The organism is Streptomyces sp. NPDC096339 (genome assembly GCF_044762985.1).
GTDB lineage: Bacteria > Actinomycetota > Actinomycetes > Streptomycetales > Streptomycetaceae > Streptomyces.
The window spans coordinates 96,301-123,209 of the sequence record NZ_JBIWFI010000013.1; the positions used below are offsets into that span (position 1 = coordinate 96,301).

Consider the following 26,909-nt stretch of genomic DNA (forward strand, 5'->3'; position numbering starts at 1 on the left):
CCTCAGACCCGCACTTCCCGGTCCCGCAGGCCCTTGGGGTCGATCACCTCGCGGATCAGCCGCAGCTCCTGCGCGGTCGGTTCCCGGGTGAAGGGGACCTCGTCCGCGACGGCCAGTTCGAAGCCGGTGGCATCCCGCACCTGGTCGACGGTGACCCCCGGGTGCACGGAGGCCAGGCGCATCGAGTGGCCGGGGCCGGTGAAGTCGAAGACGCCGAGGTCGCTGACCACGCGGGGCAGACGGTGGTAGCGGGTCGCGGAGGGGCCGGCCGCCTCGGCGCGGTCGTAGCCGACGCCGCTGACCATGTCGACGCGTTCGACGAACACCCGGGTGGAGTGCTTGGGGACCCAGTAGCTCACCGGGTTGTTGAGGGTGTTGACCGGCGCTCCGCGCACCCCGAGGAGCTGGCGGGCCGGCCGCGCCCAGTCGCCGATGCAGGAGATGTTCTGGTTGCCGAAGCGGTCGATCTGGCTGGCGCCCATCATCACGTGCCGCTTGCCGCCGGTGACCATGGTCAGGTGGCGCCGGTACGGGAGCCAGCCCTCGGCCGTGCCGTCGAGTCCGACGAGCATGGCCTCACCGTCGGTCAGCAGCAGGTCGGGGGAGAAGGTCCGCTTCGCGAGCCGGGCGCCGAAGGAGGGGATCAGGCCCATCGGGCTGGCGAGGACCTCGCCGTTGTCGCGCCAGGCCTCGGCGCAGGCGATCACGCAGTACTCCGAACGACTGATGGTCATTTCTGCTCCTCGTGCCAGGTTCGGACGGCGGACTGGTAGTCGTGCTCGCCCGCCCCGGAGAGGAAGCGCGCCGAGAACTCGGGCCAGGGGGTGGTCGCGTACAGCTTCTGGAAGGCCTCGTCGCGGCCGTAGTCGGGGGCGCAGGAGGTGAAGTGCGCGCCGTTCGGCGTCTCCACGACCCCGGTGACGGAGTGGCGGCTGACGAGGAGGGACTGCGGGGGGCCGGACTTGGCGAGTTCGGCGCTCTCCACGATCTGCTCGCAGGAGACGTACGCGGCGTCCGCGGCCTCGCAGAACAGGTCGTCGAAGTACGGGTCCGGGCCCAGGTACTGGGCGTTGCCGAGGCGGTCGGCGCGGTTGAGGTGGACCAGGGCGGCGTCCATCCGCAGGGCGGGGACGGCGACCAGCTCCTCGCCGTCGGCGTAGGGGGAGGTGACGGTGCGCAGCTCCGGGTTGACCCGCATCACGTCGGAGCCGAGGCCGGCCCGGACGGGGAGGAAGGGCAGCCGGTTGGCGGCGGCGTGCAGGCCCCACATGAACATGGCCTCGTCGAGTTCGGTGAGGGTGAAGGCGGCGCGCTCGCGGGCGGCCCGGTAGTGGGGCTCCAGAGGAATGGAGTCGAGGGTGACGAAGGGGGCGACGAGCTTTCGGATCCGGCCGGCGGCGGCCAGCAGGCCGACGTCGGGGCCCCCGTACGAGATCACGGTGAGATCGGTGATCTGGGAGCGGAGCAGTGCCCGCACCAGGGCCATGGGCTTGCGCCGGGACCCCCAGCCGCCGATGCCGATGGTCATCCCGCTGCGGAGCTGCCCGACGACCTCGTCCGGGCTCATGGTCTTGTCGGTCATGCGCTGTGTCCCTCTTCCTTCCCGAAGGTGTCCCGCACCCGGTCGGCCACCCCGCTGAGGTTGGCCTCGAAGGTGAAGCCCTGCTCGAAGCGGTAGCTGCGGCGCACGTCCACCGGGTCGATCCCGTTGATGGCGGCCTTGGCCAGCCGGATGAGGTAGCCGTCCTTCTTCGCGATCTCGGCGGCCAGTTCCAGGGCGGCCGCGCGCAGTTCGTCCCGGGGGACCACCTTCCAGACCGAGCCGTGCGCGTGCAGTTCGGCGGCGGTCGCGGTGCGCGAGGTGTAGTAGAGCGCGCGCATCAGGTGCTGCGGCACGAGCCGGGCCAGGTGCGTGGCGGCGCCGAGCGCGCCCCGGTCCAGTTCGGGCAGGCCGAAGGTGGCGTCGTCGCTCGCCACGATCGCGTCCGCGTTGCCGACGAGGCCGATGCCGCCGCCCAGGCAGAACCCGTTCACGGCCGCGACGACCGGCACCTCGCACTCGTACACGGCGGCGAAGGCCTCGTAACAGCCCCGGTTGGCGCCGATGAGGGCGGCGTGGCCGGTGTCGCGCTGCATCTCCTTGATGTCGACGCCGGCGTTGAAGCCGCGGCCTTCGGCGGCCAGGACCACGCACCGGATCTCGGGGTCGCGGCCGGCGGCGCGCAGGGCGTCGGCGAGGTCGTACCAGCCCTGCACCGGCAGTGCGTTGACGGGCGGGAAGTCGACTGTGACGAGTGCGATGCCCTTGTCCGGGCTTGAGGTGGAGACACCCATGAGCGGATCAGCTACCTTTCCACCAAACATTTGTTAGGTGAGGAAGGTAGCAGCCTATGGAGCTCGACGGGAGGGTTGTCGTCGTCACCGGGGGAACCAGGGGCGTCGGCGCCGGAATCACCCGGTCGTTCCTCGCGGCCGGCGCCGAAGTCGTCGTCTGCGCCCGCAGGCCTCCGGAGGAACCGGTCTCGGCGGGTGGCCGGCAGGCGTCGTTCGTACCGCTGGACCTGCGCGATCCGGCGGCCGTGGAGGAGTTCTTCGGCACGGTGGTGGACCGCCACGGGCGGCTCGACTGCCTGGTCAACAACGCGGGCGGGACCCCGTACCGACTGCTGGGGGAGGGCGGGGCCGAGCGCCACGCGCGGGTCGTCGAGCTCAACCTGATCGCCCCGATGACGGCCTCGCTGGCCGCCCATCCGTGGCTGCGTCGGACCCGGGGCTCGGTCGTGATGATCGGCAGCGTCAGCGGGACCAGACCCTCACCGGGCACGGCGGCGTACGGCGCGGCCAAGGCCGGCCTGGAGAACCTCGCCCGCTCCATGGCCGTGGAGTGGGCGCCCGAGGTACGGGTGAACTCGCTGGTCCTGGGCATGGTGCGGACCGAGCTGTCCCACCTGCACTACGGGGACGAGGCCGGGATCGCGGCGGTCGGCGCGACCGTACCGCTGGGGCGGCTGGCGGAACCCTCCGACGTGGGGGAGGCCGCGGTGTTCCTGGCCTCGGAGCGGGCCGGATACGTGAGCGGGGCGAGCCTGCTGGTGCACGGGGGCGGGGAGCGCCCCGCGTTCTTGGATGCGGCAACTGTGAACAAGGAGAGCTGACATGGGACTTGGACTCGCTGACGGCCGTGTGGTCATCGTGACGGGCGCGGGGCGGGGGCTGGGCCGGGCCCACGCGCTGGCCTTCGCGGCGGAGGGCGCGAAGGTCGTCGTCAACGACCTCGGGGTCGGGCTGGACGGGCTGCCCGGGCCGGACTCCCCGGCGGCGCGGGTGGTCGAGGAGATCCGCGCACTGGGCGGCGAGGCGGTGGCGCACGGCGGGGACATCGCGACCTCGGAAGGCGCGGCCTCGCTGGTGGCGGCGGCCGTCGACACCTTCGGGCGGCTCGACACCCTGGTCAACAACGCCGGGTTCCTGCGGGACCGGATGCTGGTCAACCTGGACGAGGACGACTGGGACGCGGTCATGCGGGTGCACCTGAAGGGGCACTTCCTGCCGCTGCGGTCGGCGGCGGCGTGGTGGCGGGCGGAGGCGAAGGCCGGCCGCCGGCCGGCGGCGCGGGTGGTCAACACCTCCTCGGGGGCCGGGCTGCTGGGCTCGGTGGGACAGGGCAACTACAGCGCGGCGAAGGCGGGGATCCTGGGCCTGACGATGGTCGCGGCGGCGGAGATGGGCCGGTACGGGGTCCAGGTCAACGCGATCGCCCCGGCGGCGCGGACCCGGATGACGGAACGGACCTTCGCGGAAACCATGGCCGCGCCGGCCTCCGGCTCCTTCGACGCGATGGCTCCGGAGAACGTGTCCCCGCTGGTGGTGTGGCTCGGCGCGGACGCCTCCGCGGGGGTGACGGGCCGGGTCTTCGAGGCGGAGGGCGGCCGCATCACGGTGATGGAGGGCTGGCGTCCCGGCCCCACGGCGGACCGCGGAGCCAGGTGGACCCCGGCGGAGGCGGGCGAGGCCGCGGTCAAGCTCCTCGCGGAGTCCTTGCCGCCGATGCCGGTGTACGGCGCGGCGGGGTAGTTCCACCGCTCGCCGCCGGCGCGGTCGGCGGTACCGGGTGCGGGTCCGTTGCCGGGGCTCTGCCCCCGCGTCCCCGCGCCTCTCGCCTCCGGCGGGGCTGGAGGTTGGCTGGTGCCCGCTGTCCGGTGCGGGTCCGTTGCCGGGGCTCCGCCCCGGACCCCGCTCCTCAATCGCCGGAGGGGCTGGAGTTTGCCGGGCCGGGGCCCCGCCCCTTGCGGGTGCTGCGCGGTGTCCCGGCGGGGCGTCTCCTCGTCCTCGCGCCTGCGGGCACCGCTTCGACACGCCGGGCTGGTTGCGCGCTCGTCCTGCGGGGACGCCCCACCGTGCCCCCGCTCCGACAGTCCGGCCAAGACCCTGCCCGGCCGGGGCGGGAGCGTGCTGTTGGGGTGGGGGTCCGCAGGAGGGTCCCCGCAGGACGAGCGCGCAACCACGCCGAGCTGTCTTGCGGTGGCCGCAGGCGCGAGGACGAGGAGACACTCCGGAGGGCCGCCGCCCCAACCCGGCCGGTCCCGCTCCAGGACACCATCCAGCCCCGCCGGCGTTTGAGGCGCGGGGGCGCGGGGGCGGAGCCCCCGGAACGGCGCCGCGCCCGGCAAGACCACGCCACCCCGCCGGAGGCGCGCGGCGCCGCACCGGCCCCCGGGCTTAGCTCGGCACGGACAGGCGGGCCGCCGCGCGGCGCTGGCGGGTGTTCGAGCCGTGCAGGAAGCGGATCACCGTTTCCAGTTCCTCCGTCGTGAACTCCGCGCACAGTTCGGCGACTTCCCGCGCCCAGTCCTCGTACACCGGCTCCAGCTCGCGGAGCTTCTCCGGCCGCACCTCCACCACAACCCGCCGGCCGTCCGTCGGGTGTTCGGCCCTGCGTACGTACCCCTTGCGCTCCAGCCGGTCGACCAGGCCCGTGACCGAGGCCGGGGCGAGGCCCGAGTGCTGGGCGAGTTCCTTCGCGGTGAGGGGGCCGTGCCGCAGGAGGAGGTCGATGGTCTTGGTCTCCGTCGCACTCAAGCCGCGCCGCTCGGCCACTGCCGAGTGGAACATCACCGTCACCGCGCTGGTTTCCCGGCCTGTGCGGTTGAGGTCCTCCAGGACCTTCGCGCGTCGCGCGTCCATCTCGTCGCCCATGGGGTCAGGGTACCAATCATTTCGTTCGGTCTAACGAAAGACTTGCGGGCATGGTCGTTCTCGTGCAACTCTTTCGTTCGTCCGAACGAAAGAGTTTTGGAGGCCGCCATGACCCCATATCCCCGCCGCTGGGCCGCAGCCGTCGTCATGATGGTCGCCGCGCTCATGGACCTGCTCGACGTCACCATCGTCAACGTCGCCATTCCGTCGATAGGCCGCGACCTGGGGGCCTCCCAGAGCGCGCTCCAATGGCTCGTCTCCGCCTACCTCCTCGGCTTCGCCGCCACGCTGATCGTCTCCGGCCACCTCGGCGACCGGTACGGGCGCAAGGCGCTCTTCCTCGCCGGGACCGCCGGCTTCGGGCTCGCCAGTCTCGGCTGCGGCATCGCCCAGAGCCCCGGACAGTTGATCGCCGCCCGCGCGGTCCAGGGCGTCACGGCAGCCCTCCTCATGCCCCAGGTGCTCGGCTCCTTCCGGACCCTCTTCCAGGGCAAGGAACGCGGCGCCGTGTTCGGGATGTACGGAGGCGTCGCCGGCTTCGCCTCCGCCGTCGGACTGCTGCTCGGCGGGGTGCTCACCGACGCCGACCTGTTCGGCTGGGGCTGGCGCTCCGTGTTCCTCGTCAACGTGCCCGTCGCCGCGGTCACTCTGGTCGCCGGTGTGGTCCTGGTGCCCGCCACCCGGGAGCGCGGCGCCGGGCGGCCCGATCTGCTCGGCAGCCTCGTGCTCGCCGCCGGCCTCGTGGCGATCGTGCTGCCGCTCGTCCAGGGCGAGGCCAACGGCTGGCCGTTGTGGGGCTGGCTCTGCCTGGGCGGCGGGGTGCTCGCAGTCGCAGGCCTCGGAGTTCTCGAAGCACGTCGGAGCGGTGAGGCGACCGTGCCGCTGCTGCCCGCCCGGGCGTTCCGGCTCCCGGCCTTCTCGGTCGGCCTCGCCGTCCAACTCCTGTTCGCCGTCGGCATGCAGGGCTTCTTCCTCGTCTTCGCGATCTGGCTGCAGGGCGGCCAGGGCTACACCCCGATGCAGGCCGGGCTGGTCACCGTCGCCTTCTCCGTCGGCGGCTTCCTCACCGCCCCCGTCGCCGACGCCCTCGCCGGGCGCTTCGGCCGCCTCGTCCTCGCCGCGGGTGCGCTGATGATGGCGGGCGGCTTCGCCTGGGTCTGGTACGCCGTCGCCCACTCCAGCGCCGCGCACACCGGCGCCTGGCCGCTCACGCCCGGTCTGCTCGTCGCCGGTGCCGGCCTCGGCTTCCTCGTCGTACCGCTGGTCAACGTGGTGCTCTCCGCCGTCCCCGCCGACATCGCCGGCGGCGCCTCCGGGATCTTCTCCACCGCCCAGCAGTTCGGCGGTGCGCTGGGAGCGGCGGTCATCGGCTCCGTCTTCTTCGGCGTGCTGCGGGACGGTGGCCCCACCGACGCGCTCGGCACCGCCATGCCCTGGGTGAGCGCCGGATTCCTGCTCAGCGCGGTGCTGTGCCTGGCCCTGCCCCGCACCTCGGTGTCCCGCGAACCGCTGCCCGAGGCGGAGCCCGTGGCCGCGTAGGAACGACGTACGAAGGGGTGCGGGCCGGGACGGCGACGTCCCGGCCCGCACCCGTTCGTCCTGCTTCCCGCTCAGCGGGAACACGGCCTCCCGCCCGCGCCCGCCCCCCGCCTACCGTCTGCCGCACCACACACCACCGCAGCCGGGAGGACCCCATGCTCAACGACCGGCACCGGCGCGAAGCCGCCGAGGTGCTGCGCGCGGCGGAGCGGCGGCGGGCCCCCGTACGGCCGCTGATCGAGCTGTACGAAGGCATCGACGCGCAGGACGCCTACGAGATCCAGCTCCTCAACATCCGCCACCGCGTGGAGAGCGACGGCGCCCGCGTCACCGGGCACAAGGTCGGCCTCTCGTCGCCCGTCATGCAGGCCATGATGGGCGTCGACGAGCCCGACTACGGCCACCTCCTCGACGCCATGGAGCTGCGCGAGGACACCCCCGTGCCCATCGCCGCCTACTGCGCGCCGCGGATCGAGGTCGAGGTCGGTTTCGTCCTCGGCGCCGACCTGCCCGGCGAGGGCTGCACCGAGGCCGACGTCCTGGCCGCCACCGAACGCGTCGTACCCGCGCTGGAGCTGATCGACAGCCGCATCGCCGACTGGCGGATCTCCATCGCGGACACCATCGCCGACAACGCCTCCTCCGCCGGATACGTCATCGGGGACGGGCGCGACCCGCGCGAGCTCGACCTGAAGGCCGTCGAGGCCCGCCTCACCAGCCACGGCGAGACCCTCGCCACCGGCCGCTCCGACGCCGTACTGGGCGACCCCGCCACCGCCGTCGCCTGGCTGGCCCGCACCGTCGCCCGCTTCGGCGTCCCCCTGCGCAAGGGCCACCTCGTCCTGCCCGGTTCCTGCACCCGCGCCGTGGACGTGACCGCCGGACGGACCTACACCGCCGACTTCACCGGGCTCGGCTCGGTGTCCCTCTCCTTCTCCTGAGCTCCTGAGGTGACCGTGACCAAGACGAAAGCGACCGCCGCCATCGTCGGCTCCGGCAACATCGGAACCGACCTGCTGTACAAACTCCAGCGCTCCCCGTACATCGAGCCCCGCTGGATGATCGGCGTCGACCCGGACAGTGAAGGCCTGGCCCGCGCCCGGCGCGCCGGACTCGACGCCTCCCACGAGGGCGTCGACTGGCTGCTGGGCCAGGGCGAGCTCCCCGACCTCGTCTTCGAGGCCACCTCCGCGTACGTGCACCGCGCCAACGCCCCCCGCTACGCCGAACTCGGCATCAAGGCGATCGACCTGACCCCGGCCGCCATCGGGCCGGCCGTGGTGCCGCCCGCGAACCTCACCGCGCACCTCGGCGCGGACAACGTCAACATGATCACCTGCGGCGGCCAGGCCACCATCCCCATGGTGTACGCCGTCTCGCGCGTGGTGCCCGTCGCCTACGCGGAGATCGTCGCCTCCGTCGCCTCGGTCTCGGCCGGCCCCGGCACCCGCGCCAACATCGACGAGTTCACCCGCACCACCGCCCGCGGCATCGAGGAGATCGGCGGCGCCGCACGCGGCAAGGCCATCATCATCCTCAACCCCGCCGAGCCTCCCGTGATGATGCGCGACACCGTCTTCTGCGCGATTCCGCCCGACGCCGACCACGCGGCCATCGCCGCCTCCGTCAAGCAGATCGCCGCGGAGGTGGCCACGTACGTACCCGGCTACCGGCTGCGCACCGAGCCGCAGTTCGACGAAGCCTCCGCGATGAACGGCGGGATGGCCCGCGTCGCGATCTTCCTGGAGGTGGAGGGCGCGGGCGACTACCTGCCGCCGTACGCCGGGAACCTCGACATCATGACCGCCGCCGCCACCAAGGTCGGCGAGGAGTTCGCGAAGGGGATCGTCGCGTGAACAACCGGAAGACCTACTCCGACACCCTCGACATCAGGGTCACCGACTCCTCCCTGCGCGACGGTTCGCATGCCAAGCGGCACCAGTTCACGAGCGAGGACGCACGGTCGATCGTCACCGCCCTCGACGGCGCGGGCGTCCCCGTCATCGAGGTCACCCACGGGGACGGACTGGGAGGGTCGTCGTTCAACTACGGCTTCTCCAAGACCCCCGAGCAGGAACTGATCAGGATCGCGGCCGACACGGCACGGAACGCGAGGATCGCCTTCCTGATGCTGCCGGGGCTGGGCGTGAAGGACGACATCCGGGCCGCGCACGGCAACGGCGGGTCGATCTGCCGGATCGCCACCCACTGCACCGAGGCCGACATCTCCGTCCAGCACTTCGGCCTCGCCCGCGACATGGGCCTGGAAACCGTCGGCTTCCTGATGATGGCCCACTCCACCACCCCCGAGAACCTCGCCCGCCAGGCCCGGATCATGGCCGACGCCGGCTGCCAGTGCGTGTACGTCGTCGACTCCGCCGGAGCCATGGTCATGGACGAGGTCACCGACCGCGTGGCCGCCCTCGTCGCCGAACTCGGCGACGACGCGCAGGTCGGCTTCCACGGCCACGAGAACCTCGGCCTCGGCGTCGGCAACTCCGTCGCCGCCGTGCGCGCCGGGGCGCTGCAGATCGACGGCTCCACCCGCCGGCTCGGCGCGGGCGCCGGCAACACGCCGGTCGAGGCCTTCGCCGCCGTCTGCCAGAAGATGGGCATCCGCACCGGCATCGACGTACTGAAGATCATCGACGCGGCGGAGGACGTGGTCCGGCCCGTCATGGACGACGAATGCCAACTCGACCGGATGGCCCTGCTCATGGGGCACGCCGGCGTGTACTCCAGCTTCCTCAAGCACGCCTACCGGCAGGCCGAACGCTACGGCGTCTCCGGCGCCGAGATCCTGCTGCGCGCCGGTGAACGCCGTCTGGTGGGCGGCCAGGAGGACCAGCTGATCGACATCGCCGTCGAACTCGCCGAACGCTGACGCGACCCCCGCCCCGCGACCCCGGCTACGTCGGCGTTCGAGCCGCACCCCGGGCCGGGCGGTATCCCAGCCTCGCCGGCGTTCGAGGCGCGGGGTCTGGGGCGGAGCCCCAGGAGACGGCGCCCAGCCGACCACGCACCGCACCCCCCGACCCGGAACCCACCGCTTACCCCGATGAAGTGGAGAGCCCCATGACCTCAACAGAAGACGCCCCCCGTGTCATCGAGGCGGCCGCCGTGCCGACCCGGTTCGCCCGCGGCTGGCACTGCCTCGGACTCGCCGCCTCCTTCAAGGACGGCGCCCCCCACGAGGTCGAGGCTTTCGGCACCAAGCTCGTCGTCTTCCAGAGCCAGGACACCGGCGAACTGCACGTCCTGAACGCCCACTGTCCCCACATGGGCGGCAACCTCGCCCACGGCACCGTCAAGGGCGACACCCTCGCCTGCCCCTTCCACGACTGGCGCTGGTCCGGCAACGGCCGCTGCGCCGCCATCCCGTACGCCCGCCGCGTCCCGGCCCGCGCCCGGACCCGCGCCTGGACCACCCTGGAGCGCAACGCCCAGCTCTACGTCTGGAACGACCCGGAGGGCAACCCGCCGCCCGAGGGAGTCACCATCCCCGAGATCGAGGGCGTCGACAGCCCCGAATGGAGCGACTGGAGCTGGAACTTCCTGCGCGTGGAGAACTCCAACTGCCGGGAGATCGTCGACAACGTCGTCGACATGGCGCATTTCTACTACGTGCACTACGCCTTCCCGCACTACTTCAAGAACGTCTTCGACGGGCACGTGGCCACCCAGTACATGGAGTCCACCCCGCGCGGCGACGTCGACCTCGGCACCCTCTCGACCGGCGGGGGCCTGCGCTCCGACGCCTCCTACCACGGCCCCTCGTACATGATCGACAAGCTGTGGAGCGACGTCGGCGGAGGAGTCGAGCTGGAGTCGGTCCTGATCAACTGCCATTACCCGATCGACGAGAACAGCTTCATGCTCATGTACGGGGCGATCGTCAAGAAGCTCCCCGGCATGACCGACGAGCAGGCCGCCGACGCCGCCCGCCTCACCTCCGAGGGCCTCGCGGTCGGCTTCGAGCAGGACGTCGAGATCTGGAAGAACAAGACCCGCATCGACAACCCCCTCCTGACGGAGGAGGACGGGCCGGTCTACCAGCTGCGCCGCTGGTACGAGCAGTTCTACGTGGACGCCGCCGACGTCAAGGACGAGATGGTGCGCCGCTTCGAGTTCGAGATCGACACCACCCGCGCGACCGCAGCCTGGAAGGCCGAGGTCGCCGAGAACCTGGCCCGCCGCGCCGCCGGGGCCGTCTGATGCGCCCCGTCGCGTGCGGGGAGTGCGGCACCGCCGTGCTGTGCGAGAAGTTCAGCCCCGCGCACACCCAGGTCCAGTGGACCGACGAGGCCGCCGCCACCTGCCCCCACATCGCGGCCCGGGTGGCCGCCGGGGAACTCAGCGCCCGCGTCCGCTCCTGTACGGCGCTGCGCGCGAGCATCGAGGCGGCCGTCCTCGAAGGCCGGCTGGAGGTGCCCGCCGATGTCTGAGCACGCAGCCCCGACGGCCGGGGGCCCGGTGCGGGTGCGGGTGCGCGAGCGGGTGCAGGAGACCGCGGACGCGGTGTCCCTCGTACTGGACTGCGACCTGCCCTACGCCCCCGGCCAGTTCCTCACCCTGCGGATACCCGGCGGCGCGGCCCGCTGCTACTCGCTGGCCAGCTCCCCGCACACCGGCGAGCCGATGCGGATCACCGCCAAGCGGGTTCCCGGCGGGCTCGGCTCCGGCTGGATCTGCCAGGAGGTCGCCGCCGGGGACGAACTGGAGGTCCTGCCGCCCGCAGGCACCTTCACCCCCGGCCCCGGCGGCCTGGACCGGGACCTGCTGCTGCTCGCGGGCGGCAGCGGGATCACCCCGGTGCTCTCCCTCGCCAAGTCGGCGCTCGCCGCCGGCCGGGCCCGGATCGCCCTGGTGTACGCCAACCGGGACCCCGAGTCGGTGATCTTCCGCGACGAGCTGTGGGGGCTGGCCGAGGCGCACCCCGGGAGGCTGACCGTCATCCACTGGCTGGAGAGCCTCCAGGGACTGCCGACCGCCGTCCGGCTCGGCCCGCTCGTGGCCCCGTACGCCGGCCGCGAGGCCTACCTGTGCGGACCCGGCCCGCTGATGGACGCCGCCGAGAGGGCGCTGCGCGCCGCCGGTGCGCTCCCGCGCGCGATACACCGGGAGCGGTACTTCTCGCTGAGCGGCGACGTCTTCGGCCCGCGCCCGCGGACCCCCGAACCGGGGGAGGGCGCCGCCACCGCCGAGGTGGAGCTCGACGGCGTCGTGCACACCGTGCCGTGGGAGGCGCAAGTCCCGCTGCTCGACGCCCTGCTCGCCGCGGGCGTCCCGGCGCCCTACTCGTGCCGGGAAGGGGCGTGCAGTGCCTGCTGCTGCCGGGTCCTGGAGGGGAAGGTCACGATGGCCCGCAACGAGGTCCTGGACGAGGAGGACCTGGCCGAGGGTTACGTCCTGGCCTGCCAGGCCCTGCCGGAGGGCGACCGGGTCCGGGTCACCTACGAGGGCTGAGCGGAGGTGCGCGGGGGCCGGAAAAGGAACGGGCCCGGCCCCCTGGCGAGGGGTCGGGTCCGGGTCCTTCGTTCGTGCGATGGGATATGACTACCCGCTACATCCACTCGCTGAACCGCAGCCAGCCCATCATGTTGTCCATCGCCTGCGCCGAAACGGCCGGCGCCGGCTCGGGCAGAGGCGCCGCGGCCGCCCGCCCCGCCCGCCCGGGCCCGTACAGCTCCCGCCACACCGCCCGCGCGCAGGCGCTCACCGCCGGTGCCAGCCGGGCCAGCTCGCGCTCCCCGCGCCCGGTGGAGATCGAGACCGCGGCCACCGCGCGCCCCGCGCCCCGCAGCGGCACGGCCACGCAGGAGATGCCCCGGAAGCTCTCCTCCCGGTCGTACGCCACCCCGCGCTCGCGGGTCGCGGCCAGCTCGGCGCGCAGCGCGAGGGGCCGGATCAGGGTCCGGGGCGTACGTGGCCGCAGCCCGTGCCCGAGGACGTGCTCCAGCTCCGCCGGGTCGCTGAAGGCGAGGATCGCCTTGCCGGCGGCGGTGCAGTACGCGGGCATCCGGCCGCCGACCCGGGAGGGCACGGCCGTGGCCTCCGAGCCGCCGATCCGCTCCAGGCAGACCACCTCGGCCCCGTCCAGCACCGACAGGTGCACCAGCTGCCCGGTCTGCTCGTGCAGTGCGTGCAGCAGCGGGAGGGCGGCCCGGCGCAGCCGGTTGTGGTGGGAGGCGAGCGCGCCGAGCTCCAGCATGCGCATGCCCATCCGGTAGTCGCGGCCCTCGCGGTCCAGCCAGCGCAGCCGCACCAGCTGGTCGAGGATCCGGTGGGCGGAGGAGCGTGGGAGCCCGGAGCGGCGGACGACCTCGGTGAGCGACAGCCGCGGCTGCGGACCCTCGAAGGCGCCCAGCACCCTCGCGGCCTTCTCCAGCAGCGACAGCGGTGCGAGCTCGGTCTCCATGACCTGGTCGAGCACGAGAAACCCCCTGCGTGAGGCGTTGGGCCGACCCTGCCACGGGCCCCCCGGCGGAGGGAAGCACCCGGAGCGATGTATTTCATTCAGTAATACTTCTAGTAGCCAGATCGGTACCGGCGCCGGGCGCGGGAGGCGGCTTCCCACTCACCGGGAACCGCCCGTTCCACGCCCCCGACCCCCGGGCGTACGTTCACCGCAACTCGAAGCCGTCGACGCTGTCGACCCCCGTCGACCCGAGAAGTCGACCCGAGAAGTCGACCTTGAGAAAGGGACACCATGAGCGACGAAGACGTCCTCGACGCAGTCCGCGCCCTCGCCCCGGCCCTGCGCGAACGCGCCGCCGAAGCGGAGGCCCAGCGCAAGGTCCCCGAGGCGAGCATCAAGGAGCTCGCCGACACCGGCTTCTTCCGCCTCCTCCAGCCCAGGGCCCACGGAGGCCGCGCCGCGAACCCCACCGTCTTCTACGACGCGGTCAAGGAGATCGCCAAGGCCTGCGGCTCCACCGGCTGGGTCGCCTCCGTCGTCGGCGTTCACCCCTGGCACGTCGCCCTCTACGACCCCCGCGCCCAGGAAGAGGTCTGGGGCACCGACCCCGACACCCGCATCTGCTCCTCCTACGCCCCCACCGGCAAGGTCACCCCCGTCGACGGAGGCTTCACCGTCAGCGGCCGCTGGCACTTCTCCTCCGGCTGCGACCACGCCGACTGGGCCCTCCTCGGCGGGCTCGTCACCGACGCCGACGGCCGGCCCGTGGACATGCGCACCTTCCTCGTCCCGCGCTCCCAGTACCGCGTCGACGAGGTCTGGGACACGGTCGGCCTGCGCGGCTCCGGCTCCAACGACATCACCCTGGACCAGGTGTTCGTCCCCGAACACCGCGCGCTGAGCTTCGGCCCCGTCACCGCGCTGAAGGTCCCCGGCCACGCGGCCAACCCCGAGCCCCTCTACCGGCTCCCCTACGCCTCCGTCTTCACCACCACCATCTCCACCCCGATCGTCGGCATCGCCGAAGGCGCCTACGAGGCGTACGTCGCCGCCACCCGCGAGCGGTTCCGCATCTCCTACGGCCAGCAGGTCGCCGAGGACCCCTTCGCGCAGGTCCGCATCGCCCGCGCCGCGAGCGACATCGACGCCTCCTGGCTCCAGCTGCGGCGCAACATCGCCGAGCTGTACGCCCTCGCCGAGCGCGGCGAGGAACTTCCGATGCCGCTGCGCACCCGGGCCCGCCGCGACCAGGTCCTCGCCACCGAACGCTGCGTCGCCGCCGTCGACCTCCTCATGGAGAACGCGGGCGGCAGCGCCATGCGCACCGGCCCGAACCCGGTCCAGCGGGCCTGGCGCGACGTCCACACCGGGCGCGGCCACGCCGCCAACGACCCCGAGCGGGCCCTCGTCCTGTTCGGCCAGGGCGCCCTCGGCCTCGACATCCAGGACACCATGCTGTGATGATCACTTACGAGAACACCTCGCGCACCGCCAAGGCCGCCGGCCTGACCCTCCACTACCACGAGGCGGGTCCGGCGGACGGACCGGTCGTGATCCTCCTGCACGGCGGCGGCCCCGGCGCCTCCGCCTGGTCCAACTTCGGCCGCAACCTGCCCCACTTCGCCGAGCGGTTCCGCACCCTCCTCGTCGACCAGCCCTGCTTCGGCAAGTCCGACAAGCCCGAGCTCGACAAGGACTTCTTCAGCTTCGCCGCCGACGCCATCGCCGCCCTCATGGACGAACTGGGCATCGAAAAGGCCCACTTCATCGGCAACTCGCTCGGCGGCGGCACCGCCACCCGCATGGCGCTCGACCACCCCGCCAAGGTCGACAAGCTCCTGCTCATGGGCCCCGGCGGGATCTCCCTCAACCTCTTCTCCGCCGACCCGACCGAAGGCATCAAGCGGCTCTTCGAGTTCTCCGGCAGCCCCGAACCCACCCGCGCGCAGATGCGCGCCTTCCTCACCACCCTCGTGTACGACCCGGCGATCGTCACCGACGAACTCGTCGAGGAGCGCTACCTCCAGGCCACCGACCCCGAGGCCGCCCTCGGCAACGCCCGGATGGGCGCCGCCTTCGCCACGTGGCCCCAGGACACCCTGCTCTGGCGCGAGGCCCACCGCATCACCTGCCCCGTCCTGCTGACCTGGGGCCGCGAGGACCGCGTCAACCCGATCGACGGGGCCTTCGTCGCCCTCAAGGCCATCCCCGACGCCCGCCTCCACGTCTTCCCGCACTGCGGCCACTGGGCGCAGACCGAGGCCGCCGCCGAATTCAACGCCCTCGCCACCTCCTTCTTCCTGCACTAGGAGCCCGCACATGGACATCCGCGCACTCGGATACCTCCGCATCGAGACCACCGACCTCGCCGCGTGGCGCACCTACGTCCTCGACGTCCTCGGCATGACCGAGGCCCAGGGCTCCACGGACGCACAGCTGAACGTCCGCATCGACGACCGCATCCACCGCTTCCAGTTCGTCGCGGGCACCCAGGACCGGCTCCTCGCCGCCGGCTTCGAAGTCGCGAACGCGCGCGCCCTTCAGGACGCCGCCGCCGAACTGGAGGCCGCCGGACACGCCGTCAAGGAGGGCGACGCCGCCACCCTCGCCGACCGCCGCGTCCAGGGCCTGGTCCACTGCGAGGACCCCAGCGGAAACCCGCTGGAGCTCTGCTGGGGCCAGGCCCAGGACCACACCCCGCTCGCCTCCCCCTACGGCAACCGCTTCGTCACCGGCGAGCTGGGCCTCGGCCACGTCGTCCTCCCGGCCCCCGACACCGAGACCACCCTCGACTTCTACGAGAACCTCCTCGGCTTCCAGCTGCGCGACTCGATGAAGCTGCCCCCGGTCGCCGTCCCCACCGGCGCCCCCGGCAAGGACTTCCACTGGATGCACTTCCTCAGCCCCAACCGCCGCCACCACAGCCTCGGCCTCTACCCGGGCGCCCTGCCCCCCGGCATCGTCCACTTCATGGTCGAACTGGAGCGCCTCGACGACGTCGGCTACTGCCTGGACCGGATGAACGCGGCGGGCATCCCCATCGCCTCCACCCTCGGCCGGCACTCCAACGACCACATGGTCTCCTTCTACGCGCAGGCCCCCGGCGGCTTCCAGGTCGAATACGGCTGGGACGGGCTGATCGTCGACCCCGCCACCTGGACGGCGAAGGAGATCACCGCGGACAGCTTCTGGGGCCACCAGTGGAACGGCTGACCGCAGCCGCCCCGGTCGACCCGGCCTCCTTCCGCGAGGTGCTCGGTGCCTTCGCCTCCGGGATCACCGTCGTCGCGGCCGTCGGGGACGACGGCCGCCCGGCGGGCCTGGCCTGCCAGTCCTTCGCCTCCCTGTCCCTGGAACCGCCGCTCGTCCTGCTGTGCGTGGGCAAGTCCTCCTCCAGCTGGCCCGCCGTACGGGCCGCGGGCCGGTTCGGGGTCAGCATCCTCGCCGAGGAACAGCGCGAGGTGTGCCAGGCCCTCGGCCGGCGCGGCGGCGAGAAGTTCGACGGAGTCGAGTGGGAGCTGTCCGAACACGGTGCCGTCCGGATCTCCGGGGCGCTCGCCACCGTCGACTGCGCCCTCGAAGAGGTCCACGAAGCCGGCGACCACTACCTGGTCACCGCCCGGATCCTCGAACTGGCCGCCCGCGAAGGCGGATCACCCCTGCTCTACTTCCGCAGCGACTACGCCACCGGAGCCTTCGAATGACCGACCAGCCCGAGTACGAGCACGAGTACGACGTGGTCGTGGTGGGATCCGGCGCGGCCGGCCTCGCCGCCGCCGTCACCGCCCGGCTGCGCGGCCTGAGCGCCCTCGTCGTCGAGAAGACCGACAAGTACGGCGGTTCCACCGCCCTGTCCGGCGGCGCGATCTGGGTCCCCGGCAACTTCCACCTCGACCGGGCCGGCCTCGCCGACACCCACGACAAGGCCCGCGCCTACCTCGACGCCACCGTCGCAGACCGCGTCCCCGACGCCCGCAAGGAGGCCTACCTCGCCCACGGGCCGCGCATGGTCAAGGAGTTCCACGACCGCACCGCGATCCGCTTCATGTACACCCCCGGCTACTCGGACTACTTCCCCGAAGCCCAGGGCGGCATGGCGCAGGGCCGCTCCATCGAGCCGTGCATCGTCGACTTCAAGCAGCTGGGCGCGCTGCGCCACGACATGCGCCGGGCGGGCCTGCCCACGTACGGGCTGACCATGACCTCGTACGACTTCCGCTTCCTGAACATGGTCAGCCGCACCTGGGCGGGCAAGAAGGTGTCCCTCAAGGTCGGGGCGCGGGCGGTGAAGGCCCTGATCACCGGCCGCAGCCTGCTCTCCCTCGGCGAGGCCCTGGTCGCCCGCATGCGGCTGTCCCTGCACCGGCTCGGCGGCGAGCTGTGGCTGTCGGCGCCGCTGACCGGCCTGGTCACCGACGCGTCGGGCCGGGTGACGGGCGTACGGGTCACCCGGGACGGGCGCGAGGTGACCGTACGGGCCCGGGGAGGGGTGGTGCTGGCCTCCGGCGGGTTCTCGCACGACCAGCAGCTGCGCGACAAGCACCTGCCGCACCCCACCTCCACGGCCTGGACGCACGCCTCCGAAGGCCAGACCGGTGACGCGCTGCGGCTCGGCGAGGAACTGGGCGCCGCCACCGACCTGCTCGACAAGGTGTGGGGCGCGCCCTCGGTGTGCCCGCCCGGTGAGAAGCCGTTCTTCCTCGTCGCCGACCGGGGCATCCCGGGCATGGTCATCGTCAACGAGGCGGGGGAGCGGTACGCGAACGAGGCCGCGCCGTACCACGCGTTCGTGGACCGCATGTACGCCGCCGACCGCCCCGAGGCCCGGACCGTGCCCTCCTGGCTGATCCTCGACGCCCGCTCCAAGGCCCGGTACATCTTCGCCGGCCTCTTCCCCGGCCAGCCCTTCCCCAAGAAGTGGTTGGAGAGCGGCTTCCTGAAGCGGGCCGACAGCGTGGAGGAGCTGGCCCGGCAGATCTCGGCGCCCGCACTGCCCGCCGCGATCCGCCGCTTCAACGGCTTCGCCGAGCAGGGCCTCGACGAGGACTTCGGGCGGGGCGGCAGCGTCTACGACCGCTACTACGGCGACCCGACCCTGCCGAACCCGAACCTGGCACCGATCGACAAGGGCCCCTTCTACGCGGTCCCCGTCCACCCCGGGGACATCGGCACCAAGGGCGGCCTGGTCACCGACGGGGACGGCCGGGTGCTCCACGAGGACGGCACGGTGATCGCCGGCCTCTACGCCTCCGGGAACTGCTCGGCGGCGGTGATGGGGGAGACCTACCCCGGCCCCGGCGCGACGATCGGCCCCGCCATGGCCTTCGGCTGGGCGGCGGTCAACACCATCGCGGGGGAGCGGCCGGACCCGGCCCGCTGAGGCCGGGCGGGCCGGGCACGGCGGCAGGACTAGGACAGCTTGCCGCCGTAGTCCGGGAGCTTGACGGTGAGTTCGGCGTGCCCGCCGACGAGGTCGCTCGTGTTGTTGCCGATGTTGGCGATGATCGTGTAGCCGCGCGCCTCGATCTCCGCGCGCTTGCCCGTCTTGTAGGCGCTGACCTCGTCGAACAGGTCGGGCAGGTCACGGACGTAGAGACCCGACACGGGGTAGCCGACGGCGCGCAGGTTGCGCTCGGTGAGGGAGTGGACGATCCCCGGGCGGGCGGTGACGAAGAAGATGGCCACCCCGCGGTCGTTCGCGTACCGGGTCAGCTCGCGGACCTTGGCGATCGCCGGGGTCGGGAACGTCCAGAACCAGTGGAAGTCCGTCTCCAGCGAGCTGTTGTCGATGTCGAGGACGATCGCGGGCTTCTCGCCGGCCGGGGAGGCCGCGATGCGCTGCTCGATCGCGGGGCGGACCGCGTCGATGACACCCGCCACGTCGCGCTGCCAGGTGGCGTAGTCGATGCCGAGGATCGCCGCGTTCCCGCCGGGCGCGGACGCGGTACGGCTCGTCACCGCGGCGGGCGCGGGCGCGGCCTGGGCGGCGCCGGCCGGAACCAGGGTCAGGGCGGCGGCGGCCGCGGCCAGAGCGGCGGTGGTGGCGGCGGTACGGGTGCTGCGCATGTGGGGGACGCTCCTCGATCACAAATTGGCATGTACGCGCCCAGCCTTGGCCAGATCCCGCTCCATGTCTACTGGTCGGTAGGAAACTTTTCGTGGCCGCCGGGTGAAGGGCTACGTCTCGCAGTCCAGCACCGTGCGGCACAGCCCGCACCGCGCTCTGAGCCGCCCCCGCACCGGCACCCGTACCCGCTGCTCGCAGACCGGGCACGGGAAGCTCACCCGCAGCGGACCCCCGTCCTCCCCCTCGAAGCGGTACGCCGCCCCCGCGCCCGGCGCCGAAGCCGCCCCGGCGCGGCGGTCCTTGGCGTAACGCAGCCGGGCCACCGGCCCCGCCGCGGCCAGCGGAGCCCGGCGGCGGTCCCGCTCGGCCACGGCGCGGCCGCGCACGTACGCCTCGTACGCCTGCGGGCTGGTGAACCACGACGAGGGGTCCTCGCCGAACAGGGCGGCCCTCTTGGCCAGGACGAACCCGAACTCCTCCGGCGTGAGGTAGCCGAACCGCTGGCGGGTCAGCGCGTCCTCCCGGTAGGCGTCCAGCAGCAGCCAGCCGGCCCCGAGGTAGGCGGCTGTGGTGTCGGTGAGGATCTCGTTCCGCGCGGTGTCCGCGAAGCGCAGGCCCAGGCGGTGCAGCAGCACGTGCGCCACCTCGTGGGAGAGCGCCGCCGCCAAGTCCCGCCGGTGCGTGCGGAAGCGGTCGTTGACCTCCACGAAGTACTCGGGCCCGGCCGCCAGTTCCACCGTCGCCGCGTCCTGCATCGGCCGGAAGCTCACCACCATGCGCGCGTCCGGCAACCCCAGCGCGCGCACCATCGCCGAGGCCACCCGCTGGGCGCCGAGGTACAGGTCGTCGGAGGCGCCGAAGGCCGCGTCGGCGGGGGAGAAGCTCGTCGCGTAGGCGCGGATCCCGTCGGCCGACAGCCGCCGGAACAGTGCGGTGATCGAGGCGCGCACCACGGGCAGGTGCGGAAATCCGTGCTCGACCGGGCCGCCCGGCCTCCCGTCGTGCGTCATCGGGCACCCCCCGCCGCAATCCCTCCGGCGCCCGCCCGCAATTGGCCGAAATCCCGTTCTTGATGCCCACCGGCCCCCAGGTGTGTCATGGCCCCGTCATCTCTTTGATGGCCCGCACCGCCCAACCCCCCACGAAAGGCAGTGTGTCGACTGTGACCACCCTCGCGCGACTCATCAAGCGCACCCTCGCCGTCGGCGCGGTCGCCCTCGCGGCCGTCAGCCTCCAGCCCGGCGCCGCCACCGCCTCCCCGACCCCCGTCGTCGGCGGCACCCGCGCCGCACAAGGCGAATTCCCCTTCATGGTCCGCCTCTCCATGGGCTGCGGCGGAGCCCTCTACACCCAGCAGATCGTCCTCACCGCCGCCCACTGCGTCGACGGCTCCGGCAACAACACCACCATCACCGCCACCGCCGGCGTCGTCGACCTGCGCAGCTCCAGCGCCATCAAGGTCAAATCCACCAAGGTCCTCCAGGCCCCCGGCTACAACGGCCAGGGCAAGGACTGGGCCCTCATCAAGCTCGCGAAACCCATCAACCTGCCCACCCTCAAGATCGCCGAGACGAAGACCTTCGACAACGGCACCTTCACCGTCGCGGGCTGGGGCGCCACCCGCGAAGGCGGCGCCCAGCAGCGCTACCTCATGAAGGCCACCGTCCCCTTCGTCTCCGACGCCGCCTGCCAGGCCGCGTACGGCAGCTCCCTCGTCCCCGGCGAGGAGATCTGCGCCGGCTTCGACCAGGGAGGCGTCGACACCTGCCAGGGCGACTCCGGCGGCCCCATGTTCCGCCGAGACAACACCAACGCCTGGATCCAGGTCGGCATCGTCAGCTGGGGCGAAGGCTGCGCCCGCCCCGACTACCCCGGCGTCTACACCGAGGTCTCCACCTTCGCGGCGGACATCAAGGCCGCGGCGGCCACCCTCTAGCAGGCACCCTTCGTCCTTCCGGCCCGTTCCCGTTCGGCCGGAAGGACGAAGCCCCGCACACCCGGCCCCGTGCGCTTGCGGCCCGCCGCCCGCACCGGTCCCATGGGGAGGATCCGCCGAAGCCGGCGGATCCGGCGGCAGCGGGCGACAGTGGGGCAGGCAGCGTATGACGATCAGAGTGGTCATCGCGGACGACCAGGAAATGGTCAGGACCGGCTTCCGGATGATCCTCGAAAGCCAGACCGACATCGAGGTCCTCGCCGACGTCGTCGACGGAGAGGCCGCCCTGGCCGCCGTCGAGGAACACCAGCCGGACGTCCTCCTCCTCGACATCCGCATGCCGAAACTCGACGGCCTCGAAGTCACCCGACGCCTCTCCGGCCGCGACCGGCCACGCATCGTCATCGTCACCACCTTCGACCTCGACGAATACGTCCACGCGGCGCTCCACGGCGGAGCATCCGGCTTCCTCCTGAAAGACGCGAGCCCGGCCATGCTGGTTGAAGCGGTCCGCGCGGCAGCCGTCGGCGACTCCCTGGTCTCACCCGCCATCACCGTCCGCCTCCTGCGGGAACTGGCCCCCCACACCCCCGCGGGCCAGGCCCGCCGCCCCGCGGAACCACTCACCGAACGGGAACGCGAGGTCGTACGCTGCCTCGCCCGCGGCCTGACCAACGCGGAGATCGCCGCGGAGCTCTACGTCTCCCTCTCCACCGTCAAAACCCACCTCGCCAACGTCCAGGCCAAACTCGACGCCCGCAACCGGGTGGAAATCGCCGCCTGGGCCTGGGAAAGCGGCCTGGCCGCCACCACGGCGTGACGCCGTCCGCGGCCCGAGCCGCACCCCCACCGGCAAACCCGGACCCCCGCACCCGGAACCCGTCGCGCCGAGGAACGCGCCCGACCCCCGTCCCCCTCGCGCCGCCTCAGCCCGAGCTCCCGGCACGGCCGGGCCCCATCCTCCTTCTCCCGGCCCCGCCCGGCATTCCGGGGATGCCGGGCGAAAACCAGCCCCTCCGGCGTTTGAGGAGCGGGGTCCGGGGCGGAGCCCCGATCCCTGAGGCGCGCCAGGCAGGCGACATCAGTCACATCCAGCCCCACCGGCCCTTGAGGCGCGGAGCCCGGGGCGCAGCCCCGATCTTCGCCGCGCGCGAGCCCGCCGACGCCGGCCACACCCAGCCCGCCCGGCGCTCGACCCGCAGGGTCGGGGGCAGCGCCCCGGAAGGCCCCGGCGCAGCCGCCCCGTACCCGTCCCCGCCCACCCGCACGGGAACCCTTACCCCCGCCGGGGCCGGCCGCGCGCCCGCCTCCACGTGCCAGGTCCGGGACGGAGTCCCAGGGGCAGGGGGCGACGGGTGAGCCCCCTCAGCGGCTGGGCCCGCCGCCACCCCCACGCCGCCGACCTGGCCCGCCTCACCCTCTCCCTCGTCCTCCTCGCCCTCGTCACCTTCGAAGGCGTCGTCCTCGCCCGCCAGCCCAGCCTCCCGCACGCCACCGTCTGGGTGTCCGGCATCCTCGTCTGCCTCAGCGCCGCGCCCTGGCCCCGCATCCCCCTCCTCACCCGCGCCTGGTTCGCCGCCGCCGTCACCTGGACCGCCACCCTCGCCCTGATGTTCGGCAACCACCCCCTCGTCGTCTGGGGCGGCGGCGAGGCCCTCGCCCTCCTCGTCCTCCTCTCCCAGGTCCTGCGCCGCGCCCCCGCCCGCACCGCCGCCGTCCTCGGACCCCTCCTCGGCCTCGGCTGCATGGCCGTACCCGTACGGGACACCGACCCCGGCCGCTTCACCCTCCTCTTCTCCGTCCTGACCGTCGTCATCAGCACGTACTCGCTCCTCCTGCGCCTCCAGTCCGTCCAGCGCCTGCGCGACCTACAGGCCGTCCGCACCGCCGAACGCCTGGAGCTCGCCCGCGAGCTCCACGACCTCGTCGCCCACCACGTCACCGGCATCGTCGTCGAGGCCCGGGCCGCCCGCTTCACCAAGGTCTCCGCCGAACGAGCCGCCGAGATCTTCGGCCGCATCGAGACCGCCGGCGACGAAGCCCTCGGCTCCATGCGCCGCGTCGTCAAGGTCCTGCGCGAGAACGACACCCCCGGAGCGGACACGGCCACCACCACCCCCGTCGCCGGCCTCACGGACATCCGCGAACTCACCGAACGGTTCTCCGCCACCGGCCCGCCCGTGGCCCTCTACATCGAGGAAGGCCTGGAGAACCGCATCCCCGGCCACGTCGCCGCCACCGCCCACCGCATCGTCCTGGAAGCCCTCACCAACACCGGCAAGCACGCCGCCACCGCCACCGCCGTCCGCGTCGGCCTGCGCACCGTTCCCGGCGGCCTGGAAGTACGGATCGCCGACGACGGTGGCCACCCCGCCAGACTCTCCGAGAACGCCCGCGGCGGAGGCTACGGACTCGCCGGAATGGCCGAACGCGCCGAAGCCCTCGGCGGCACCCTCACCGCCGGCCCCACCCCGGAAGGCGGCTGGACCGTCACCGCACTCCTGCCCCTGTGACCCCAAGATCACGACCGCGTCTCACCAACCGGCTGTCCGGGGCCACGGCCGCCACCGGCACGTATTCTCGGGGACCATGAACAACAGTGCCATCGACGAGAGCGTCGCCGCCGAACTCGCCCGCCTGCGGGACAGCATCGACAACATCGACGCGGCCGTGGTCCACATGCTCGCCGAGCGTTTCAAGTGCACCCAGCAGGTCGGCCACCTCAAGGCCCGCCACCAGCTGCCCCCGGCCGACCCGGGCCGTGAATCCGCCCAGATCGCCCGGCTCCGCCAGCTCGCCGAGAACGCCAAACTGGACCCCGCCTTCGCCGAGAAGCTCCTCAACTTCATCATCGCCGAGGTCATCCGCCACCACGAGACCATCGCCGCGGGCGAAGACGAGGCGTAGCCCAAAAGCAAACGACGCCGAACGACGCCAGAGCCTTCCGAGCAGGTGACTGGGGTCCGACTGCCCACTGCGGCAGCATGGGCCCCATGTCCGCACTGACGCGCAACGAAGCGCAACTCCGAGCCCGACTCCTCGACGTCCACCACTACGCCGTCGCCCTCGACCTCACCGTCGGCGACGAGACCTTCGACTCCAGCGTCCACATCCGCTTCACCGCACGCGCCGCGGGCGACACGTTCGTCGAGCTCAAGCCGGAAACCCTGAAGTCCGCGCTCCTGGACGGCGAACCCCTCCCCGTCACCGCGCTCCAGGACAACCGCCTCCCCCTCACCGGCCTCACCGAAGGCCCCCACGAGCTGCGCATCGACACCCGCATGCGCTACTCCCGCACCGGCGAAGGCCTCCACCGCTTCACCGACCCCGCCGACGGCGAGACGTACGTCTACAGCCAGATGTTCATGGACGACGTCCAACGCGTCTTCGCCGCCTTCGACCAGCCCGACCTCAAGGCCGTCTTCGAGTTCACCGTCACCGCCCCCGCCCACTGGACGGTCCTCGCCAACGGCATCACCACCCGCACCGGCGAACGCGACGGCGACGGCGACGGCAGCGACACGGAGAGGGCAGCCGCCGCCGGCATCTGGCACTCCGCCCCCACCCCCCTCATCTCCACCTACCTCGCGGCCGTCGCCGCAGGCCCCTGGCACAGCGTCCACACCCAGCACGCCGGACTGCCCTTCGGGATCCACTGCCGCCAGTCACTCGCCCCCCACCTGGACACCGACGCCGAAGAGATCCTGTCCATCACCAAGGCCTGCTTCGACCGCTACCAGGAGAAGTTCACCGAGCCCTACCCCTTCGACTCCTACGACCAGGCCTTCGTACCCGAGTTCAACGCCGGAGCCATGGAGAACCCCGGACTCGTCACCTTCCGCGACGAGTTCATCTACCGCTCCGCCGTCACCGACACCGAACGCCAGTCCCGCGCCATGGTCATCGCCCACGAGATGGCCCACATGTGGTTCGGCGACCTCGTCACCCTCGCCTGGTTCGACGACATCTGGCTCAACGAGTCCTTCGCCGAATACATGGGCTACCAGACCCTCACCGAAGCCACCCGCTTCACCGACACCTGGACCGAATTCGGCGTCACCCGCAAACCCTGGGGCTACGACGCCGACCAGCGCCCCTCCACCCACCCCGTCGCCCCCACCCCCGACGACGTCCCCGACACCGCCTCCGCCCTCCTCAACTTCGACGGCATCTCCTACGCCAAGGGCGCCTCCGCCCTGCGCCAACTCGTCGCCTGGCTGGGTGAGAAGGACTTCCTCGCCGGCATCAACACCCACTTCGCCCGCCACAAGTTCGCCAACGCCTCCCTCGCCGACTTCGTCGACTCCCTCGCCGCCCACACCGAACGCGACGTCCACGCCTGGGCCGACATCTGGCTGCGCACCACCGGCATCGACACCCTCACCCCCCAGATCGAGCAGGACCCCGGCGCCACCGACGGCCCCACGGGCTGGACCCTCACCCTCGACCGCCACGGCAGCCGCCCCCACCGCGTCGCCGTCGGCATCTACGACCGCGACCCCGTCCACGGCCACGTCCTCGAACGCACCGAACTCCTCCACCTCGACGTCCCCTCCGACGAGGTCCTCTCCGTCAGCGGCCCGCGCCCCGCACTCCTCGTCGTCAACGACGAGGACCTCACCTACGCCAAGGTCCGCCTCGACGAGACCTCCGTCGAAACCGTCCTGCGCGGCCTCTCCGGCATCCCCGGCCCGCTCACCCGCGCCGTCGTCTGGAACTCCCTGCGCGACATGGTCCGCGACGGCGAACTCGACCCGCAGGACTACCTCACCACCGCCGAGGCACACCTGCCCCAGGAACACGACCTCGCCATCGTCCAGGGCGTCCTCACCTTCGCCCGCACCCAGATCGCCGTCCGCTACCTCCCGCCCGAGGAGCGCACCGCCGCCCTCGGCACCCTCACGGGCATCGCCCGCGACCTGCTGCGCCGCACCGAGGACGGCTCTGACCCGGGCCTGCGGCTGACCGCCGTACGCGCCCTCGTCGACAGCGCCACCCAGCCCGACACCATCGCCGCCTGGCTCGCCGACGACTCCGTCCCCGGGGGACCCGAACTCGACCCCGAGCTGCGCTGGCGCATCCTCGCCCGGCTCTGCGTACTCGGCGCCGTCGACGAATCCGCCATCGACACCGCGCTGGCCTCCGACCCCAGCGCCACCGGCCAGGAAGGCGCCGCCCGCTGCCGCGCCGCCCTGCCCAACCCCGAGGCCAAGGCCGCCGCCTGGGAACGCCTCTTCCACGACGACACCCTGTCCAACTACCTCTTCAGCGCCACCGCCCAGGGCTTCTGGCAGCCCGAACAGACCGACCTCGTACGGGACTACGTGCCCCGCTTCTACCCCGAAGCCGTGGCCCTCGGAGCCCGCCGAGGCCCCGCCATCGCCGAAGCCGCCGGCCGCTGGGCCTTCCCCGTGTACGCCATCGACGAGTCGAACCTCCAGTCCGGCCACACCTGCCTGGCGGACCCGGACATCGTCCCCCTCCTGCGCCGCAAACTGATCGACCAACTGGACGACCTGTCCCGAGCCCTCCACGTCCGAGGCACCTGACCAAACCCGGCCCCGCCGGGCCAAACCCAGCCTCGCCGGCGTTTGAGGCGCGGGGTCCGGGCAGAGCCCGGGAAACGGAGAAAGGGCGGGGCGGGGACCAGCTCCGCGCAGCGGCCCCCGCCCCCCCGAACCCCCGCCCCCCGAACCCCCGCCCCACCCCGAACCCCCGGCCCCCGAACCGCCCCCCACCCCGGGAGGGAACCG

26 protein-coding genes are annotated in these 26,909 nt (G+C 72.5%); 19 read left to right on the plus strand and 7 right to left on the minus strand.

Annotation, left to right across the window (positions count from 1 at the left end; genetic code table 11):
• Window positions 1-2: 2 nt before the first annotated feature.
• Genes ACIQ5Y_RS19010 through ACIQ5Y_RS19020 form a run of 3 tightly spaced genes read right to left on the minus strand, consistent with a single transcriptional unit; the run spans window position 3 to window position 2,334 of the window.
• Window positions 3-734 (minus strand): CoA-transferase subunit beta, encoded by a 732-nt coding sequence (locus tag ACIQ5Y_RS19010; RefSeq protein WP_403881268.1) that lies wholly within the window; start codon window positions 732-734, stop codon window positions 3-5.
• Window positions 731-1,582: a CoA transferase subunit A gene (locus tag ACIQ5Y_RS19015; protein WP_403881271.1), complete on the minus strand. Its 852-nt coding sequence runs from the start codon at window positions 1,580-1,582 to the stop codon at window positions 731-733. Before ACIQ5Y_RS19015 ends, ACIQ5Y_RS19010 begins: the two co-directional genes overlap by 4 nt.
• Window positions 1,579-2,334: an enoyl-CoA hydratase family protein gene (locus ACIQ5Y_RS19020; protein WP_403881274.1), complete on the minus strand. Its 756-nt coding sequence runs from the start codon at window positions 2,332-2,334 to the stop codon at window positions 1,579-1,581. Before ACIQ5Y_RS19020 ends, ACIQ5Y_RS19015 begins: the two co-directional genes overlap by 4 nt.
• A gap of 56 nt (window positions 2,335-2,390) precedes the next feature.
• Between ACIQ5Y_RS19020 and ACIQ5Y_RS19025 the strand changes: the two genes are divergently transcribed.
• On the plus strand, window positions 2,391-3,155 hold the full coding sequence (locus ACIQ5Y_RS19025) for an SDR family oxidoreductase (protein ID WP_403881277.1): 765 nt from the start codon (window positions 2,391-2,393) through the stop codon (window positions 3,153-3,155).
• Window position 3,156: 1 nt separating this feature from the next.
• Complete coding sequence (locus ACIQ5Y_RS19030) at window positions 3,157-4,074, plus strand: SDR family oxidoreductase (protein WP_403881279.1); 918 nt, start codon at window positions 3,157-3,159, stop codon at window positions 4,072-4,074.
• Between the two features lie 645 nt (window positions 4,075-4,719).
• Here ACIQ5Y_RS19030 and ACIQ5Y_RS19035 read toward each other — a convergent pair.
• Window positions 4,720-5,196: a MarR family winged helix-turn-helix transcriptional regulator gene (locus ACIQ5Y_RS19035; protein ID WP_403881282.1), complete on the minus strand. Its 477-nt coding sequence runs from the start codon at window positions 5,194-5,196 to the stop codon at window positions 4,720-4,722.
• Window positions 5,197-5,304: 108 nt separating this feature from the next.
• Here ACIQ5Y_RS19035 and ACIQ5Y_RS19040 point away from each other — a divergent pair, with 108 nt between their 5' ends.
• The 7 genes from ACIQ5Y_RS19040 (at window position 5,305) to ACIQ5Y_RS19070 (ending at window position 12,201) form a co-directional block, all read left to right on the plus strand.
• Window positions 5,305-6,735, plus strand: a complete 1,431-nt coding sequence (locus tag ACIQ5Y_RS19040) for an MFS transporter (protein ID WP_403881285.1) — start codon at window positions 5,305-5,307, stop codon at window positions 6,733-6,735.
• Window positions 6,736-6,890: 155 nt separating this feature from the next.
• The gene (locus ACIQ5Y_RS19045; protein WP_403881288.1) at window positions 6,891-7,676 is read left to right on the plus strand and encodes a 2-keto-4-pentenoate hydratase; all 786 of its coding nucleotides are present in this window, start codon (window positions 6,891-6,893) and stop codon (window positions 7,674-7,676) included.
• Between the two features lie 15 nt (window positions 7,677-7,691).
• Window positions 7,692-8,591: an acetaldehyde dehydrogenase (acetylating) gene (locus ACIQ5Y_RS19050; protein ID WP_403881291.1), complete on the plus strand. Its 900-nt coding sequence runs from the start codon at window positions 7,692-7,694 to the stop codon at window positions 8,589-8,591.
• A complete protein-coding gene (gene dmpG, locus ACIQ5Y_RS19055) occupies window positions 8,588-9,619 on the plus strand; it encodes a 4-hydroxy-2-oxovalerate aldolase (protein ID WP_403881294.1) in 1,032 nt (343 codons plus the stop codon). Before ACIQ5Y_RS19050 ends, dmpG begins: the two co-directional genes overlap by 4 nt.
• A 191-nt stretch (window positions 9,620-9,810) precedes the next feature.
• On the plus strand, window positions 9,811-10,950 hold the full coding sequence (locus ACIQ5Y_RS19060) for a Rieske 2Fe-2S domain-containing protein (protein ID WP_403881297.1): 1,140 nt from the start codon (window positions 9,811-9,813) through the stop codon (window positions 10,948-10,950).
• Window positions 10,950-11,180 carry a hypothetical protein gene (locus tag ACIQ5Y_RS19065; RefSeq protein ID WP_403881300.1) on the plus strand — a complete coding sequence of 77 codons (231 nt, stop codon included), beginning with the start codon at window positions 10,950-10,952 and terminating at the stop codon, window positions 11,178-11,180. Before ACIQ5Y_RS19060 ends, ACIQ5Y_RS19065 begins: the two co-directional genes overlap by 1 nt.
• Window positions 11,173-12,201 carry a 2Fe-2S iron-sulfur cluster-binding protein gene (locus tag ACIQ5Y_RS19070; RefSeq protein WP_403881303.1) on the plus strand — a complete coding sequence of 343 codons (1,029 nt, stop codon included), beginning with the start codon at window positions 11,173-11,175 and terminating at the stop codon, window positions 12,199-12,201. The genes ACIQ5Y_RS19065 and ACIQ5Y_RS19070 overlap by 8 nt, the downstream gene beginning before the upstream one ends.
• A 97-nt stretch (window positions 12,202-12,298) precedes the next feature.
• On the opposite strand, the gene ACIQ5Y_RS19075 is transcribed toward ACIQ5Y_RS19070, so the two are convergent.
• Window positions 12,299-13,168, minus strand: a complete 870-nt coding sequence (locus ACIQ5Y_RS19075; RefSeq protein WP_403881305.1) for an IclR family transcriptional regulator — start codon at window positions 13,166-13,168, stop codon at window positions 12,299-12,301.
• Between the two features lie 276 nt (window positions 13,169-13,444).
• On the opposite strand from ACIQ5Y_RS19075, the gene hsaA reads away from it, so the two are divergent.
• From hsaA to ACIQ5Y_RS19100, 5 genes are read left to right on the plus strand one after another with little or no spacing between them, the layout of a single operon-like run.
• Window positions 13,445-14,614, plus strand: a complete 1,170-nt coding sequence (hsaA, locus tag ACIQ5Y_RS19080) for a 3-hydroxy-9,10-secoandrosta-1,3,5(10)-triene-9,17-dione monooxygenase oxygenase subunit (RefSeq protein WP_403881308.1) — start codon at window positions 13,445-13,447, stop codon at window positions 14,612-14,614.
• Window positions 14,614-15,462 (plus strand): 4,5:9,10-diseco-3-hydroxy-5,9,17-trioxoandrosta-1(10),2-diene-4-oate hydrolase, encoded by an 849-nt coding sequence (gene hsaD, locus ACIQ5Y_RS19085; RefSeq protein WP_403881311.1) that lies wholly within the window; start codon window positions 14,614-14,616, stop codon window positions 15,460-15,462. The genes hsaA and hsaD overlap by 1 nt, the downstream gene beginning before the upstream one ends.
• Window positions 15,463-15,472: 10 nt before the next feature.
• Window positions 15,473-16,366 (plus strand): VOC family protein, encoded by an 894-nt coding sequence (locus ACIQ5Y_RS19090; protein ID WP_403881313.1) that lies wholly within the window; start codon window positions 15,473-15,475, stop codon window positions 16,364-16,366.
• On the plus strand, window positions 16,354-16,857 hold the full coding sequence (locus ACIQ5Y_RS19095; RefSeq protein WP_403881316.1) for a flavin reductase family protein: 504 nt from the start codon (window positions 16,354-16,356) through the stop codon (window positions 16,855-16,857). The genes ACIQ5Y_RS19090 and ACIQ5Y_RS19095 overlap by 13 nt, the downstream gene beginning before the upstream one ends.
• Window positions 16,854-18,533: an FAD-dependent oxidoreductase gene (locus ACIQ5Y_RS19100; RefSeq protein WP_403881318.1), complete on the plus strand. Its 1,680-nt coding sequence runs from the start codon at window positions 16,854-16,856 to the stop codon at window positions 18,531-18,533. The genes ACIQ5Y_RS19095 and ACIQ5Y_RS19100 overlap by 4 nt, the downstream gene beginning before the upstream one ends.
• 29 nt (window positions 18,534-18,562) lie before the next feature.
• On the opposite strand, the gene ACIQ5Y_RS19105 is transcribed toward ACIQ5Y_RS19100, so the two are convergent.
• Window positions 18,563-19,219 (minus strand): HAD family acid phosphatase, encoded by a 657-nt coding sequence (locus tag ACIQ5Y_RS19105; protein WP_403881321.1) that lies wholly within the window; start codon window positions 19,217-19,219, stop codon window positions 18,563-18,565.
• Window positions 19,220-19,330: 111 nt separating this feature from the next.
• Window positions 19,331-20,230 carry a hypothetical protein gene (locus ACIQ5Y_RS19110; protein ID WP_403881324.1) on the minus strand — a complete coding sequence of 300 codons (900 nt, stop codon included), beginning with the start codon at window positions 20,228-20,230 and terminating at the stop codon, window positions 19,331-19,333.
• Window positions 20,231-20,337: 107 nt separating this feature from the next.
• On the opposite strand from ACIQ5Y_RS19110, the gene ACIQ5Y_RS19115 reads away from it, so the two are divergent.
• From ACIQ5Y_RS19115 to pepN, 5 genes are all read left to right on the plus strand, one after another.
• Window positions 20,338-21,156, plus strand: coding sequence for a serine protease (locus tag ACIQ5Y_RS19115; protein ID WP_403881327.1), 819 nt, complete (start codon window positions 20,338-20,340; stop codon window positions 21,154-21,156).
• Between the two features lie 166 nt (window positions 21,157-21,322).
• Window positions 21,323-21,976, plus strand: coding sequence for a response regulator (locus tag ACIQ5Y_RS19120; RefSeq protein ID WP_403881330.1), 654 nt, complete (start codon window positions 21,323-21,325; stop codon window positions 21,974-21,976).
• Between the two features lie 535 nt (window positions 21,977-22,511).
• Complete coding sequence (locus tag ACIQ5Y_RS19125) at window positions 22,512-23,669, plus strand: sensor histidine kinase (protein ID WP_403881333.1); 1,158 nt, start codon at window positions 22,512-22,514, stop codon at window positions 23,667-23,669.
• Between the two features lie 76 nt (window positions 23,670-23,745).
• Window positions 23,746-24,063, plus strand: a complete 318-nt coding sequence (locus ACIQ5Y_RS19130; RefSeq protein WP_384746536.1) for a chorismate mutase — start codon at window positions 23,746-23,748, stop codon at window positions 24,061-24,063.
• Window positions 24,064-24,149: 86 nt separating this feature from the next.
• Complete coding sequence (gene pepN, locus ACIQ5Y_RS19135) at window positions 24,150-26,705, plus strand: aminopeptidase N (RefSeq protein WP_403881336.1); 2,556 nt, start codon at window positions 24,150-24,152, stop codon at window positions 26,703-26,705.
• The last annotated feature ends 204 nt before the right edge of the window (window positions 26,706-26,909 follow it).